This window comes from Streptomyces sp. HUAS MS02, assembly GCF_055702265.1.
In genome coordinates, this window is record NZ_CM146747.1 from 1,713,246 (window position 1) to 1,728,334 (window position 15,089).

Sequence of the window (15,089 nt, forward strand, 5' to 3'; positions counted from 1 at the left end):
CCCGCAGCAGGTCGCACCGGCCGTCCGGGCTCCGCGGCGCGCTCGCCGAGGGACGGGACGGCCCGGGCCCGGCCCCGCACATCCTCCGTCGACGCGCATCCCCGTCGACACGCACACACGCTCTTCACACCCTTCCGCGCCGAGGCGCGCCCGATGACTCCGACCGAGGAACGATGCACAAGCGCCCCGCCGCCGCGACAGCGGCCGCTCTGACCCTCGTCCTGACCGTGGCCGCCTGTTCCGGCGACAAGGACGGCCCGGACTCATCCGCCGCCTCCGCGACGGTGAGCCACATCCACGGCCTCGGCCTGGCCGCCTCCGACCAGCGCCTCTACGTCGCCACCCACGAGGGCGTCTACACCCCCGACGCCGGCGGCGATCCCCAGCTCGTCGGCGACAGCAAGGACGACTTCATGGGCTTCACGGTGGTCGAGGACAACACCTTCTACGCCAGCGGTCACCCCACCTCCGGCGGCAACAAGGGACTGATCAAGAGCACCGACACCGGCCGGACCTGGACGTCGCTGTCCCTGTCCGGCGAGTCGGACTTCCACGCGTTGGACCACGCGCACGGCACGGTCTACGGCTACGACGCCACCAACGCCCTGCTGCGCACCACCAAGGACGGCGTCACCTGGAAGGACGGGGCAAGCATCGAGGCCCTCGACATCGCGGTCAGCCCGGACGACCCCGGCCTCGTCCTCGCCACCACCGCCGAGGGCACCGCCCGCAGCACCGACGGCGGCCGGACCTTCGCCAAGGGCAAGGAACCGGTGCTCGCGTTCCTCTCCTGGAAGACCGCGGACTCCCTCTACGGCATCGACCCGGCCGGCGTCCTGAACCGCAGCACCGACGGCGGCACCACCTGGAAAAGGGTCTCCACCGTGCCGGGCGGCCGGCCCCAGGCACTCACCGCGGTCGGCGCCGAACACGTCCTGGCCGCCACCCAGGACGGCGTCCACGAGTCGAAGGACGGCGGCAGGACCTTCCGCAAGCGCCTCGCCGTCGAATCGAGTGGCGGACACTGACGGAACGTACGGAAGGCACGCTCCGCAGAACCGGGGTGGTGGGATGTGGTCAGTCGTCGTCGGCCGGTCCCAGGACGGTCAGGGCGCCCACCGGGTCGAGGTCCGGAGTGCCTCTAGGCCACCAGTCGTCGTGGCCCGGTTCGGACTCGTACGCGTACCACAGGCCGTCCTGGCCGAGGCGGAGTTGCATGTGGCCGTGGGGGTGGGTGAGGTGGTTGCGCCAGGGACGGAACGCCGGGAGGTCGGCGGCGAGCAGCAGGGGGCGGGCACGGTCGAAGCGGCCGGCCGGCGGGTCCCAGGGCTCCTCCAGTACGGCCAGCCCTTCGAGACCGCCCTGGCGCCAGGCGGCGACCGCGCGGGCCAGGTCGGCCGGGGTACGACCGGTGGCGGCGGCCAGCGAGGAGTAGAGGGCGCGGGTGGTGGCGGTGAGACCGGAGCCGGGGCGGGCGGCGGCGAGTCGCACCGCGTCCTGCCAGAGCGTCAGTTCGGCCACCGGGTCCCGGCCCGTGGTGAGCAACGCGTGCGCGCGGGCCGCCGCGTCGGTGGCCAGTTGGTCCAGCGCGAACGGATCGGGGCCGCCGGGCGCGCCCGGGTAGACCGGCGGCTGTTCCGGGTGCGGCGGCGGGGGCGCCGGGGCGGGCAACGGCGGGAGGGCGCGCGGGGCCAGGGCGTCACGGGCCCGTACGCCCGGGAGCGGCGCGGGCTCCTGCTCCTGCGCGGCGCGCGCCGCGCGGGCCGCGTTGCGCCGTGACAGCGCGTCGATCAACTCCCGCTCGCCCCGGCCGCGCAGCAGCAACAGCACGAAGGGGTCCTCGTCCAACAGCCGCGCCGTCTGGTAGCAGAGCGCCGCCGCGTGCTTGCAGGGGTGCCCGAAGTCGGGGCAGCTGCACCGGGGTTCGAGCTCGCCCGCGCCCGGCAGCAGGCGCACGCCCCGGCGGCCGGGTCCGCCTCCGGGTCCGCCTCCGGGTCCGGCTCCCGGTCGGGCCTCGGGCCCGGCCAGGGTGTGGGGCAGTTCCTTGTCCAGCAACGCGGCGATGTGGCCCGGCTGTTCCGCCGCCGCGTCCAGAAAGCGGTCCCATTCGGCGTCGTCCAGCGTCCGCAGCCGGAGCTGCACCCGGTACGGCCGGGGCCTGCTGCCGTGCACATACGCCAGCACCAGCCCCGGTGTGACGGTGATCGCGTCGACGTTCCCCTTGTCGGCGTACGCCCGGCCGCGAGCCAGCCGTGCCGTGTCCAGCGCGCCCTCTTCCAGCGCCGTCACCCACGCGTTGCCCCACCAGCTCTCCGCGAACGTCTCCCCGGCGGAGGGGCGGGGCGGGAACGGGCGGAAGGTGCGCCGCAGTTCACCGTCCCGTGAGGGCGCGGCCATGGTGCGGGGGACGCGGGGGGTGGTGGGGGCGTCCGGGATGTGAGCCGCGGGGAAGGCGGGGCCCGGGGGCGGGGTGCCGGGCAGGTCGGGTGCGGACCCCGGCCCGGGAGCGGCCGGGGCGCGCGACGCGCGGTCGCCGGGTGCGCGCTCGTGCGGCGGCACCGGCTCGTCGGCCGCACGGTCCCACCCGGTGTCGATCTCAGTGCCGGTGTCGATGTCAGTGCCGGTGCCGGTGTCAGTGCCGGTGTCAGTGCCGGTGCCGGTGTACGGCTCCACGGCTGAGGTCTCGCCGGGGTCTGGCTCCTCGGCGGGCAACTCGAAGGCACCGGCGAGCAGTTCGCGCAGGTCGTGCGTACGGTCACGCAGGGTTCGGCCTGCGGGGGTGGCTCCCGGGCGGTGCTCCTCGTGGCCCCCTCCGGGTGCCCGGCCGCGCGGGGTGTCCCAGGGAGCCCCGCGTCCCGCTGCCTCGCCGCCCCCGCCGCCGATCCCGCCACTGCCGGGGCTCGGGGACGCCCCCCGGTCCGCCCGCGACCGGGCCGACGACAACCCGTCCCGCCGCGCGGCCCGGCCACCCTGGCCCGCGGCCCCTGTTCGAACGCCCTCCGCCTCGACCCGGGCCCGCTCAGCATCACGCGCCGCCCGCAAAGCCTCCCGGGCGACGTCACCGGGCCGCCGCCCGGTCCTGCCCGCGGCACCGGGCCCGGCGTCGGCCGCATCGCCTTCACCGGCACGCACGGCCGCACCGTCATCGGAGTGAGCGTCGGAGGCACTTGCCGCGCCGGGGACGGCGCTCGGCCTCTCCGCCGATCCGGACTGTGAGCCCGTGGCACGTGCCGTGCCGGGGGCCGCGCCGGACGGACCGTCCTCGCCCTCACCGGCGGTGGGCGCGTCCGACGGGGTCGCCTGCGCCGAGGCGTCCTCAGCCGTCCGCGCGTCGGAGGAACCCCGTCCGGCCCACTCGGCAGGCTTGGCGCCCGTCGGAGCGGCCACGCCCCACTCCCCTGCCGCCCCCTCCACATCCGCCGATCGCGCCCGGGCCTCCGCGGCCCTGCGCAGGGCCTCCCGTGCCACGTCTCCCGGCCGGGCACCGGGCCTCGCCGCCGTCCGGACGTCCGCCGCGCTCTTCGGCCCGGCCACCCCGGTGCCGGACACGGCCGCCGAGCCCGGGCCGTCACCGGGCTCAGCCGCCTGCCCGTCCCGTAGCCGTGCCGCCCGCAGTGCCCGACGAGCCGCGTCGGCAGGCCGGGACCCGGCGCCGGAAGCAGGCCCGCCCGAACCCGCCGGCTCTCCCACCTCCGCCGGATCTCCCGCCTCCGCCTCGGTCCCCCGACCTTCTTCCCCGCTCCACGCGCTCGCCCCGGCCCGGCCGGGCACCCCGCCCGGCGTCCCCGTACCCCCGCTCACGACGACCTCCGCAGCGACACCAGGTCGGTCAGTTCTCGGTCGGTCAGTTCCGTGAGGGCAGCCTCGCCGGAGCCGAGAACGGCGTCGGAGAGGGCGCGCTTGGTCTCCAGCATCTCGGCGATGCGGTCCTCGATCGTGCCCTCGGTGATCAGGCGGTGGACCTGGACCGGCTGGGTCTGGCCGATGCGGTAGGCGCGGTCGGTCGCCTGTTCCTCGACGGCCGGGTTCCACCAGCGGTCGAAGTGGACGACATGGCCCGCGCGGGTGAGGTTGAGGCCGGTGCCCGCCGCCTTCAGCGACAGGACGAGGACCGGTGTCGCTCCGCTCTGGAAGCGGTCCACCATGTGTTCGCGCTCCTTGACCGGCGTACCGCCGTGGAGCAGTTCGACGGGGACCGCGCGGGCGGCGAGGTGGGCGGTGATCAGCCGGGCCATGCCGACGTACTGGGTGAAGACCAGCGCCGAGCCGTCCTCGGCGAGCACCGTGTCCAACAGCTCGTCCAGCAGGGCGAGTTTGCCGGAGCGGGCGGCCAGGCGGTCTCCGGCGGCGGCTCCCGCCTCCTCCTTCAGATACAGCGCGGGGTGGTCGCAGATCTGTTTGAGGGCACCGAGCAGCTTCAGGACGAGACCCCGGCGGGCGATGCCCTCCGCGGTCTCGATGGCCAGCAGCGACTCGCGGACGACGGCCTCGTACAGGGCGGCCTGTTCGCGGGTGAGGGGTACGGGGTGGTCCGTCTCGGTCTTGGGCGGGAGTTCCGGCACGATGCCCGGGTCCGACTTCTTGCGGCGCAGGAGGAAGGGGCGGACCAGACGGGCGAGGCGGGTGACCGCCTCCTGGTCCTCGCCGTTCTCCACGGCGCGGGCGTGCCGGGCCCGGAAGGACTTCAGCGGGCCGAGGAGCCCCGGGGTCGTCCAGTCCAGGAGGGCCCAGAGTTCGGAGAGGTTGTTCTCGACCGGGGTGCCGGTGAGGGCCACGCGGGCGGGTGTCGGGATCGTGCGCAGGGCCTTCGCCGTCGCCGAGTAGGGGTTCTTGACGTGCTGGGCCTCGTCGGCGACGACCATGCCCCAGTGCTGGTCGGCCAGGTGCGGGGCGGCCGAGCGCATGGTGCCGTAGGTGGTGAGGACGAAACCGCCGTCGAGGTCGTCCAGGGAGCGGTCGGTGCCGTGGTACCGGCGCACGGGGACACCGGGGGCGAAGCGGGTGATCTCCCGCTGCCAGTTGCCCAGCAGGGAGGCGGGGCAGACGACCAGCGTGGGCTCGGGCCGGGCCCGGCGCAGATGCAGCGCGATGACCGTGATCGTCTTGCCGAGGCCCATGTCGTCGGCGAGGCAGCCGCCGAGGCCGAGGGAGGTCATGAGGTCCAGCCAGGCCAGGCCCCGGAGTTGGTAGTCGCGGAGGGTGGCCGCGAGGCCCGGTGGCGGTTCGACCGGGCCGAGGCCGGCCGTCAGGCGGTCGCGGAGGGACGCCAGTGCTCCGACCGGTACCGCCTCCACCGTCTCGCCGTCGACCTCCGCCTGGCCCGTGAGGGCCACGGACAGGGCGTCCACCGGGTCCAGGAGGCCCAGTTCACGCTTGCGGGCCTTGCGCACCATTGCCGGGTCGACGAGGACCCACTGGTCGCGCAGGCGGACGATCGGGCGGTGGGCCTCGGCGAGGGTGTCCATCTCGGTCTCGGTGAGCGGGTCGCCGCCGATCGCCAACTGCCAGCGGAACCGGAGCAGTTCCTCGCTCTCGAAGAAGCCGGTGCCGTCCGTGGCGGAGCCGGGCGCGGGGCGCACCTCCGCGCGGGCGCTGAGGTCGTGGGCCAGGTCCCGGGGCCAGTGCACCGCGACACCGGCGGCGCCGAGCCGGGTCGCGGCGACGCCCAGCAGGTCTGACAGTTCGTCCTCGGAGAGGGCGAGGACATCGGGGACGTCCTGTTCACAGAGGCGGTCCAGGGGCGGCCAGACCCGGGCCGCGCGGCGTACGGCGAGGGCGGCGTCCACGCGCGCGCGGGGCCCGAACGCCGCGTCCGCGTCGCCCGCCCAGAGCGCCGCCGCGTCGACGACGAGGGTGGGGTCGGCGAGGCTGTGCACCTGGACGACGGCGGCGCCCGCGCGCGGGGCCCGCTCGACGTCCTCGAAGAGGTCGTACGCCGACAGGTCCAGGCGCAGGGAGATCCGTACGCCCGCGTCCATGCCCGCGGCGACCTCGGCCGCCCAGTCGCGCGCGTGCGGCAGGCGCTGTCCGGCGTGCGCGGCGAAGGGTTTCCCGGAGACGTACGGCGCCGCCGGGCCGCGTGGGAGGGTGTCGGCGACCGCGTCCAGGAAGGACCGCATCAGTGCCTCCGGCTCGGGCAGCCGGAGCGGTCCCTTGCCGGGCAGCGGGACGGCGTGGCCCTCGTACGGCAGGGCCGCGGCGACGGCTCTGAGGTGGGCGATGTCGTCCGGGTCGAGCGGTCCCGCCCGCCAGGCGTCGTATCCGTCGGCGGTCAGCCCGGGCAGCAGCCGCCCCCGCGCGACCAGCCGCAACGCGTGCAGCGCGGCCGCGCCCCAGCAGGCCGTGGCGGGGTGGGCGGCGGGGTCGCGGCGGGCCCGGGTGAGCAGGGGGAGGGCCTCGCCGACCGGCAGGCACAGTGCGGGGACGGTGCCCCGGCGGGCGCCGGAGCCGTGGGGGCGTACGACGGTGAGGTCCTCGGCGGCGCCCGGAGGCGGCTCCGCGCCCGCCGGGTCCCAGAAGGCGAACCTGCTGTGCCGGGGCAGCGGGGCAGGAAGGAAGACGGCGGCCAGCCGGACGGGGACGGACGTCCGCTCGGCCACGGCGGGGACGGAGGTCCGCGCGGGTACGGCAGGGACGGACGTCCGCGCGGGTACGGCCTTGTCGGCCTCGGGAACAGCCATGTCCCGCATACCTCCGGTCACCTCCCGCCCCTCGTCGGATGAGCCTGCTCCGGTCCGGCTCCCATCAGCCGCTCTCGACTCGGCCGTGCGACTCGATCAGCTGTCTCCGACTCTACGGGCGGGGTCTGACAATCGGCCGCGCCGTGCGGGCGAAGGCCCGGCCCCGGCTGTGTCCGGCCGTGTCCGGGCAGGTCAGGGCACGGTTCGGGACACCACGTACACCATCGGATGGTCCGGGTTGGACCGGTTCACGACGATGTCGTGGGTGGGCGCCGGGTTCTTCTGGTCGTTGACGAGGCCGTACCAGGGGCCGGTGCCGGTGAAGTCCCAGCCGACGATCCCCCGGTCGCGGGCGGTGATCGCGGCCTTGTCCTCGACCAGGTCGCCGGTGCCGGCCCCGATCTGGTTGAGGAAGCTCTCCAGGCCCTCGTTGCTCGTGTAGAACTGCACGTAGAGGCGGCTGGTCTTCCAGTTGTTCGTCTCGTAGTACGCGACGTGCTTGGAGTACGGCGGGATCGGCACCTGGTAGAGGCGTTGCTGGACCCGGGAGGGCCAGTGGGCGGTGAGGCCGGTCGCCGAGTACTTCTTCTCCTTGTCCTTGCCGCTGTCGCGGCTCTGGTTGGCGGAGATCACCAGATAGCCGGCGGGTACGCCGATGAGCAGCACGATGATCGCCAGGGTGATCGCCCGACGGCGGATCATGTGGCGGCGGTCCTCGGCGGGCCGCTCCGGTTCCTCGGGGGAGGAGCCCTGGTGGGGCACCGCGGCGGTCATGCGGAGTCCTGGGTGGTCGTACGGCGGGCCTCCACGTACCGCGCGTAACGCTCGTAGCGCTCCACCCGGCGCCGGTTGGCGCGGCGGAAGCGGCGGGCGACGAGTCTGGCGAGGTCGGCGGCGCCCACCATGCCGGCCTCGGGGCCCAGCTGGGCGCGGGCGATCCGGGCCTCGGGGCGGTAGCCGCGGCCGGTGAGGTGACGGCGGAAGGCGTCCCGGGCCGGGCCGATCAGCAGATCGTCGGCGGCCGAGACACCGCCGCCGATGACGAAGCAGGACGGGTCGAGGGCGGCGGCCAGGTTGGCGATGCCGACGCCGAGCCACTGGCCGATGTCCTGGAGCAGCTCGATGCACATCGCGTCGCCCTCGCGCGCCAGCTCGGTGATCATCGGCCCGGTGATGTCGCCGATGTTCCCCTTGACGTGCTCGATGATCCCGTACGCCACAGGGGAGTCGGCCGCCGCGAGTTCGCGGGCCTCTCTGACCAGGGCGTTCCCCGAGCTGTACTGCTCCCAGCAGCCCCGGTTGCCGCACGGGCAGCGGTGGCCGCCGGGCACGACCTGCATATGGCCGAACTCACCCGCGACGCCGAACTTGCCGCGCTTGACCTGGCCGTCCTCCAGGATCGCGCCTCCGATGCCGGTGCCGAGCGTGATCATGACCAGGTGGTCCTCGTCGCGGCCGGCGCCGAAGCGCCACTCGGCCCAGGCGGCGGCGTTGGCGTCGTTGTCGACCAGGACGGGCACCGCGAGCCGGCCGGCGAGGCGGTCGCGCAGCGGCTCGTTGCGCCAGGACAGGTGGGGGGCGAACAGCACGCGGTTGCGGTCCGCGTCCACCCAGCCGGCGGCGCCGATGCCGACGGCGTGCACATCGTGCCGGTCGGAGAGGTCCAGGACCAGTTCCGTGATGGTGTCCTCGACGACCTGGGGGCTCTTCGACTTGTCCGGGGTCTCCGTGCGGAGCTTCTCCAGGATGTTGCCGTCGGCGTCCACGACGCCCGCCATCACCTTCGTGCCGCCGATGTCGATGCCGACGGTGGGGACGCGCGGGGCCGTCAGATGGGAGCGGCGCTCGCGCGTTCCCACGGTCCGCAGGACGGTGGCCCGCGCGGAGCCGCGGTGGGTGAAGTCGCGGTAAGTGCTCATCGGGCCGATTCTGCCTTAGCGCTCCGCTCGGTGTGGCGTGGGGGCGGGGGGTGCCAGGGGTTGTTTTTCGGGTGCGGGGCCGGTGGGGGCTGGTCGCGCAGTTCCCCGCGCCCCTGAAAAGACGGGGCTGCGCCCCTGCCTTTTCAGGGGCGCGGCACGGAGATCTCCTACGCCCTCACCAGGAGCTGGAAGTCGAACGAGTAGCGGGAGGCGCGGTAGATGTGGGTGCCGTACTCGACCGCTCTGCCCGTGTCGTCGAACGTGGTGCGCTGCATGGTCAGCAGCGGGGCGCCCTCGGGTTCGGCCAGGCGGTCGGCCTCCTCCGGGGTGGCCGTTCTCGCGCCGATGGTCTGGCGGGCGCTGTGCAAGGTGATGCCGGCGGTCCGCATGAGGCGGTAGAGACCGGTGGCCTCGAGCTGGGGCGAGTCGAGGTCGAGCAGGTCGGGCGGAAGGTAGTTGCACAGGTAGGCCATGGGCTCGCCATGGGCCAGACGGAGTCGCTCGATGCGGTGGACTTCGCCACCCTCGGCGACGGCCAGGGCGGCGGCCACCTCGGCGGAGGCGGTGACGGTGGTGTTGACCAGGACGCGGGTGGCCGGGCGCTGGCCGGCGGCCTCCAGGTCGTCGTAGAGGCTGCTGAGTTCCAGGGGGCGTTTGACCTGGCTGTGCACGACCTGGGTGCCCACACCGCGGCGGCGTACGAGCAGTCCCTTGTCGACCAGGGACTGGATGGCCTGGCGGACGGTGGGGCGGGACAGGCCCAGCCGGGCGGCCAGCTCGATCTCGTTGCCCAGCAGACTGCCCGGGGTCAGCTCGCCGTGCTCGATCGCGGCCTCCAGCTGCTGGGACAGCTGGAAGTAGAGCGGGACCGGGCTGCTGCGGTCGACGCTGAGCTGGAGCGACACGGTCGGATCCACTTCTGGTTTCGGCACGGGCCGAGCGTAGCCCCGGCACTGGGTGACGGGAAGCCGCGTGGTTCGGTTGTCCGGACAAAGCATTGACACGGCGGCAGGTACGACCCCACTTTGTTTCCCATGCGCATCGGACTCATCGGGGCGGGTCGCATCGGGACGTTTCACGCGACCACCCTCAGCCGCCACCGTGATGTCGGCTCACTGATCATCACCGACGTCGACACGGCTCGGGCCCATGACCTCGCGGATCGCCTCGGCGAGACGGTGGCGCCGGGCGTGGACGAGATCTTCACCTGGGGCGTGGACGCCGTGGTGATAACGGCCGCGACGTCGGCCCACGGCGAACTGATCGGTCGGGCAGCACGCTCGGGACTGCCGGTCTTCTGTGAGAAACCCATCGCCGTCGACCTGCCGGGCACCTTAAGCGCGCTGACCGAGGTCGACGCGGCCGGGACGGTACTGCAGATGGGCTTCCAGCGGCGCTTCGACTCGGGCTATGTCACGGCGCGGGAGGCGGTGCGCGCGGGCCGGCTCGGGCGGCTGCACACCGTACGGGCGCTGACGGCCGATCAGACGCCGCCGCCCCCGGAGTATCTGGCGGTCTCCGGCGGGATCTACCGGGACTGTCTGATCCACGACTTCGACATCGTGCGGTGGGTGACGGGGCGCGAGGTCGGCACGGTGTACGCGACCGGGTCGGACGTCGGGCACCCGATGTTCCGGGAGGCGCACGATCTCGACACGGCGGCGGCCGTGCTCACCCTAGAGGACGGCACACTCGTCACGGCCACGGCGGCGCGGGTGAACGGGGCCGGGTACGACGTACGGCTGGAGCTGGCCGGGGAACTGGACACGGTGGTGGTCGGGCTGGACGACCGTACGCCGGTCGCGTCCGCGGAGCCGAGCGGGCCGCCGCCCGCGGACAAGCCGTGGACCGGCTTCCTGGAGCGGTTCGCGGCCGCGTACGAGGCCGAGATCGGCGCGTTCGTGGAGGTGGTGCGCGGGGAGCGGGCGAACCCGTGCGACGGCCGTGAGGCACTGCAGGCCCTGCGGGTGGCGGAGGCGTGCGAGCTGTCCCGGCGGGAGCATCGGCCGGTCAACCTGGGCGAGATCCCTGGGGGCCGGGAGTGACTTCACGTCTCGTCGCGGCCGCCGGCCCGGTGGGGCTTCTCGCGCAGTTCCCCGCGCCCCTTAAGGGCCTACGGCCCTTTCGGGCCGAAAAAGCAGGGGCGCAGCCCCGCTCTTTCAGGGGCGCGGGGAACTGCGCGACCAGCCCCCACCGAACGGACGCCTGGGGGTCAAAGGGGCGCAGCCCCTTGGTGGGGGCACCTCCCGCTCGAGCGAAGCCGAGAGTGGGGAGGGACGGGTAGGGGCGGCGGGGGCGAGGGAACCGCCTCACCAGCGCACCGGCAGGCTCCGCACCCCCCGTATCAACATCCCCGGCAGCCACTCCCCCGGCGCCCCGTCCAGCGCGAGCCCGGGACACCGCCCCAGCAGCGCACGCAGAGCCACCCGAGCCTCCAGCCGGGCGAGCGGCGCACCGAGGCAGAAGTGGATGCCGTGGCCGAAGGCGAGATGACCGCGAGTCTCCCGGTGGATGTCGAAGCGGTCGGGGCCGGGGTAACGGGCGCCGTCCCGATCGGCCGCGGCCAGCCCGATCAGCACCGAGTCCCCCGCCGGAATGACCGTGCCCCCTATCTCCAGCGGCTCGGCGGCGAAGCGGAACGTCGCGTTCTCCACCGGCCCCTCATGGCGCAGTGTCTCCTCCACGACCGCGTCCACGAGGCTCATGTCGCCCCGCACCTCGGCGAGTTGCCCGGGGTGCGTGAGAAGGGCGTGGACGGCACCGGTGATGAGGTTGACGGTGGTCTCGTGGCCGGCGATCAGCAGGATGAAGGCCATACCCCGCAGCTCCGCGGGTGACAGACGGTCGCCGTCCTCGTCGGTCGTCCGGATCAGCGCGCTCAGCAGATCGTCGGCCGGCGGCGCGCACCGCTTGTCCTCGACCAACTCCTCCAGGTAGGCGGCGAGTTGGACGAAGGCCGCGTACTCGCTCTCCCCGCTGGTGGGTGCCACCGCCTCCGTCGACAGCTTGCGGAAGGCCGCCCGGTCGATCTCGGGCACCCCGAGCAGTTCGCAGATGACGGTGAGGGGCAGCGGGTACGCGAAGGACTCGACCAGGTCGGCGCGGCCGCGCGGCAGCATCTCGTCCAGCAGCGAATCGGTGATCTCCTGGACCCTCGGCCGCAGCCGCTCGACCCGGCGACCGGTGAACTCCCGGGCGATCAGCCCGCGCAGCCGGGTGTGCTGGGGCGGGTCCGCGACCAGCAGGTACTTGCCGATCAGCTCCTCGTCGAGGAAGGTCACCCCGATCGTCGAGCCGTCCTTCGACAGCCGGGGGTCGGCGAGTGCCGCCCGCGCCTCCTCGTACCCGACGACGAGCCAGGCCTCGTGGTGCGCGTCCTGCTTGGGCAGCCGGACCCGGTGGACGGGACCGCGCGCCCGCAGTTCGGCGTAGACGGGATGCGGGTTCTCGGTGAACCCCGGTCCGTACTCCCCGAGATCGATCACATGCTCATGCCCCATGGTTCCCCCTTCACCCGTCCAACGCCCGCCGTCGCTCAGGAGTGCCCGCCTCGGTCAGGAGTACCCGCCGTCGGTCACCGTCAGGGACGCCCGTCCTCCTCCAGCAGCCCCGCGTCGTAGGTCAACAGGGCGATCTGCACCCGGTTGTTGAGGCCGAGCTTGGCGAGGACGCGGGAGACATGGGTCTTGACCGTGGCGACGCTCATGAAGAGTTCGGCGGCGATCTCGGCGTTGGAGGCGCCGCGGCCGACGGCCACGGCGACCTCGCGTTCCCGGTCGTTGAGGGCGGCGACCCGGGAACGGGCGGTGGTGCGGCGCGTGTCGGGGCCGCTGCCCGCGGCGTGCGCCATGAGCTGGCGGGTGACGGCGGGCGAGAGCACGGGGTCGCCGGCCGCGACCCGCCGTACCGCCTCGACGATCTCGGCCGGCGCGGTGTCCTTGAGGACGAAGCCGGCCGCGCCGGCCCGCAGGGCGCGCAGGACCTGGTCGTCGGCGTGGAAGGTGGTGAGGACGACGACCTCGGGCGCGTCCGGGCGGGCGCGGAGCCGCTCGGTGGCCGAGAGACCGTCGACGGTCGGCATCCTGATGTCCATGAGGACGACGTCGGGGCGCGTACGGTCGACGAGGGCCTCCACCTGGTCGCCGTCGGCGCCCTCGCCCACGATCTCGATGTCGTCGGCGCCACCCAGCATGAGCGAGAGGCCTCTGCGCACGAGGGGGTCGTCGTCGACGAGGAGCAGTCGGATCGCGGTCATCGGCCCACCGTTCGGATGTCTGTCATGGAGCACTACCGTAGGGCGCTTCGTCCGGACCGCCACGTCGCCTCGGCCCGACCCGTTAGTGTCGGCCGGTACGGCATTCAACTGACGGAGGTTTTGGGTGCGTTACCGACTCCTGGGCCGGACGGGGCTGCGGGTCTCCGAGCTGTTCCTGGGCGCCATGACGTTCGGGGAGCAGGGCGGGGTGGGAGCGCCCCCGCAGGAGTGCGCGCGGATCCTCGACGTGTACGCGGAGGCCGGCGGCAATGTGATCGACACGGCGGTCAACTACCGGGGCGGCGAGAGCGAGCGGATCGTCGGTGAGCTGCTCAAGGGGCGCCGCGACCGGTTCGTGCTGTCCACCAAGTACACCGTGTCCCGGGACGGCGCCGACCCCAACGCCGCGGGCAACCACCGCAAGAACCTCGCGCTGTCCCTGGAGACGAGTCTGCGGCGCCTCGGGACGGACTACATCGACCTCTACTGGGTGCACATCTGGGACCGCAACACCCCCGTCGAGGAGACGATGCGCGCCCTCGACGACGCCGTACGGTCCGGGAAGGTGCTGTACGTCGGCATCTCGGACGCCCCGGCATGGGTGGTGGCGCGCGCCAACACCCTGGCCGAATGGCGGGGTTGGTCGCCGCTGTCGGCGCTGCAGGTGCCGTACAGCCTGCTCAACCGGGACATCGAGCGGGAGCTGCTGCCGATGGCGGAGGCGTTCGGCATGTCGGTCGCGGCGTGGAGCCCGTTGCAGAACGGCGTGCTGTCCGGCAAGTACACCCGCCCGGGCGGGGTGGCGCCGGGTACCACGACCCGGCTGTCCGCCGAGGCGATCGGCGTGCGCGAGCGGGCGGTGGCGGAGGCCGTGCAGTCCGCCGCGGACGAACTCGGCGCCACCCCGGCCCAGGTGGCCATCGCCTGGACCATGGCCCACTCCCCCGCCGTGCACCCCGTCCTGGGCGCCCGCCGCGTCGAACAGCTGATGGACAACCTGGGCGCCGCCCGGCTGGTCCTCCCGGAGGAGGTCCTGGCCCGGCTGGAGGAGACCACCGACTTCCACCTGGGCTTCCCCGGCGACTTCATCGACGAGGCGTCGGCGTGGGTGTACGGGTCGGTGGGGCAGCGCGTGGTGCCGCGTACGGCGTGAGCCGGGCCGGGGCCGCCCGTCAGGCGCGCAGGCGTACGCCGTGGCGGGTGCGCAGCCGGCGTATCTCCCACCAGGCGACCGCCGTCACCGAGGCCGGACCGCCGACGAAGGCGGCGAGCTGGACCAGCGGCGGGCCCGGCGGCAGTCCGCCGACGGCCAGGTTGATGGCGGAGAACTCCCAGACCAGGGCGCCGGTGAGCAGCGCGGGGAGCGCGGGGTGCACATCGACGGTGTTGAAGGCGCTGCGGACGGCGGGCCCGGTGGCGAAGACGATGAAGAGCAGCACCCAGAGCAGCGGGACGAGGAGGGCGAGGGGCGCCCACAGGTTCATGTCGGGGGCCAGGTGGGTGCGGGTGTAGTAGATCGCCCCGCCGAGGAACGGGACCGCCGTGAAGGCGCCGACGTACCACAGGGCGCATTTCCCGGCGGTGCGCAGGGGTGCGCGCATGGCCCGGCGCGCGTCGGCCGACGACCAGCGGAACAGGGCCGCGACGACCACGGGCGCGCTCAGCAGGAGCAGCCAGGGGCTGATGGTCAGCCGCATCATGAACTGCTGCTGGGCCTGGTCGACGTCCTCGGGCTTGCCGTACACCGCCAGGATCACCAGTGACATGACGGTGGCCGTCCAGGCGCGTCTGCGCTGCAACCGCGTCACGTCCTCGTCCAGGGGGCGGTGGCGGGAGCGGGAGGGGAAGATCCGCCGGGCGGGGCGGCGCGCCGAGCGGGCCAGCGGGTAGCCCACCAGCAGGCCGACGACCATCGGCCACGCGCACATCGCGGCCAGCGCCCACAGGCAGCCGTGCAGCCGGAGCCCGCTGAGGAACTCCCTGAGCGGCGGCCATTCGTCCTCGCGCAGCCGCCGTACGAGGGTGGGCGGCGGGCCGTAGGGGGGATGCGGTGGGACGTGAGGGGGATATGGCGGGAGGTGAGGGGGATGCGGTGGGTACGGTCCGCCGTCCGGTGGCGGCCAGGATGGCTGATACGGATTCCGTCCCCCGAAACTCACTCCGCTGTCCCCTCCCGTCCCGACCCCGGGACGCTCCGGTGCTGTGTGCCGTACGTGCCGCGGCGGTCGTACGGGT

General features: G+C 73.8%; 11 protein-coding genes. 3 read left to right on the top strand and 8 right to left on the bottom strand.

The features are described 5' to 3' along the window. Nucleotides 1–173: 173 nt before the first annotated feature. On the top strand, nt 174–1,028 hold the full coding sequence (locus ACZ9QC_RS07390) for a F510_1955 family glycosylhydrolase (protein WP_472919391.1): 855 nt from the start codon (nt 174–176) through the stop codon (nt 1,026–1,028). A gap of 49 nt (nt 1,029–1,077) precedes the next feature. On the opposite strand, the gene ACZ9QC_RS07395 is transcribed toward ACZ9QC_RS07390, so the two are convergent. From ACZ9QC_RS07395 to ACZ9QC_RS07415, 5 genes are all read right to left on the bottom strand, one after another. Further along, nucleotides 1,078–3,132, bottom strand: a complete 2,055-nt coding sequence (locus ACZ9QC_RS07395) for an SWIM zinc finger family protein (RefSeq protein ID WP_472921625.1) — start codon at nt 3,130–3,132, stop codon at nt 1,078–1,080. 665 nt (nt 3,133–3,797) lie between these two features. Further along, on the bottom strand, nt 3,798–6,689 hold the full coding sequence (locus tag ACZ9QC_RS07400) for a DEAD/DEAH box helicase (protein ID WP_472921626.1): 2,892 nt from the start codon (nt 6,687–6,689) through the stop codon (nt 3,798–3,800). Between the two features lie 183 nt (nt 6,690–6,872). Continuing rightward, nucleotides 6,873–7,454, bottom strand: coding sequence for a sugar kinase (locus tag ACZ9QC_RS07405; RefSeq protein ID WP_472919392.1), 582 nt, complete (start codon nt 7,452–7,454; stop codon nt 6,873–6,875). Beyond that, entirely contained in the window at nt 7,451–8,599 is a 1,149-nt protein-coding gene (locus tag ACZ9QC_RS07410) for an ROK family glucokinase (protein WP_472919393.1), read from the bottom strand. Before ACZ9QC_RS07410 ends, ACZ9QC_RS07405 begins: the two co-directional genes overlap by 4 nt. Before the next feature lie 167 nt (nt 8,600–8,766). Further along, nucleotides 8,767–9,504: a GntR family transcriptional regulator gene (locus ACZ9QC_RS07415; protein WP_184903873.1), complete on the bottom strand. Its 738-nt coding sequence runs from the start codon at nt 9,502–9,504 to the stop codon at nt 8,767–8,769. Between the two features lie 129 nt (nt 9,505–9,633). Between ACZ9QC_RS07415 and ACZ9QC_RS07420 the strand changes: the two genes are divergently transcribed. Further along, a complete protein-coding gene (locus tag ACZ9QC_RS07420) occupies nt 9,634–10,644 on the top strand; it encodes a Gfo/Idh/MocA family oxidoreductase (protein ID WP_472919394.1) in 1,011 nt (336 codons plus the stop codon). A gap of 264 nt (nt 10,645–10,908) precedes the next feature. Here the strand turns inward: ACZ9QC_RS07420 and ACZ9QC_RS07425 are convergent, their stop codons facing one another. Beyond that, entirely contained in the window at nt 10,909–12,099 is a 1,191-nt protein-coding gene (locus ACZ9QC_RS07425) for a cytochrome P450 family protein (protein ID WP_472919395.1), read from the bottom strand. Nucleotides 12,100–12,179: 80 nt separating this feature from the next. Then, on the bottom strand, nt 12,180–12,854 hold the full coding sequence (locus tag ACZ9QC_RS07430) for a response regulator (RefSeq protein ID WP_472919396.1): 675 nt from the start codon (nt 12,852–12,854) through the stop codon (nt 12,180–12,182). 124 nt (nt 12,855–12,978) lie between these two features. On the opposite strand from ACZ9QC_RS07430, the gene ACZ9QC_RS07435 reads away from it, so the two are divergent. Next, nucleotides 12,979–14,007: an aldo/keto reductase gene (locus ACZ9QC_RS07435; protein WP_472919397.1), complete on the top strand. Its 1,029-nt coding sequence runs from the start codon at nt 12,979–12,981 to the stop codon at nt 14,005–14,007. 19 nt (nt 14,008–14,026) lie between these two features. On the opposite strand, the gene ACZ9QC_RS07440 is transcribed toward ACZ9QC_RS07435, so the two are convergent. After that, a complete protein-coding gene (locus ACZ9QC_RS07440) occupies nt 14,027–14,782 on the bottom strand; it encodes a hypothetical protein (RefSeq protein ID WP_472919398.1) in 756 nt (251 codons plus the stop codon). Between the last annotated feature and the right edge of the window lie 307 nt (nt 14,783–15,089).

Bases quoted from the DNA above. Each gene is read 5' to 3' on its own strand.
- ACZ9QC_RS07420 (WP_472919394.1), top strand. From the start codon at position 9,634: ATGCGCATCGGACTCATCGGGGCGGGTCGCATCGGGACGTTTCACGCG.
- ACZ9QC_RS07430 (WP_472919396.1), bottom strand. From the start codon at position 12,854: ATGACCGCGATCCGACTGCTCCTCGTCGACGACGACCCCCTCGTGCGC.
- ACZ9QC_RS07390 (WP_472919391.1), top strand. From the start codon at position 174: ATGCACAAGCGCCCCGCCGCCGCGACAGCGGCCGCTCTGACCCTCGTC.
- ACZ9QC_RS07400 (WP_472921626.1), bottom strand. From the start codon at position 6,689: ATGCGGGACATGGCTGTTCCCGAGGCCGACAAGGCCGTACCCGCGCGG.
- ACZ9QC_RS07440 (WP_472919398.1), bottom strand. From the start codon at position 14,782: ATGTGCGCGTGGCCGATGGTCGTCGGCCTGCTGGTGGGCTACCCGCTG.
- ACZ9QC_RS07425 (WP_472919395.1), bottom strand. From the start codon at position 12,099: ATGGGGCATGAGCATGTGATCGATCTCGGGGAGTACGGACCGGGGTTC.
- ACZ9QC_RS07405 (WP_472919392.1), bottom strand. From the start codon at position 7,454: ATGACCGCCGCGGTGCCCCACCAGGGCTCCTCCCCCGAGGAACCGGAG.
- ACZ9QC_RS07410 (WP_472919393.1), bottom strand. From the start codon at position 8,599: ATGAGCACTTACCGCGACTTCACCCACCGCGGCTCCGCGCGGGCCACC.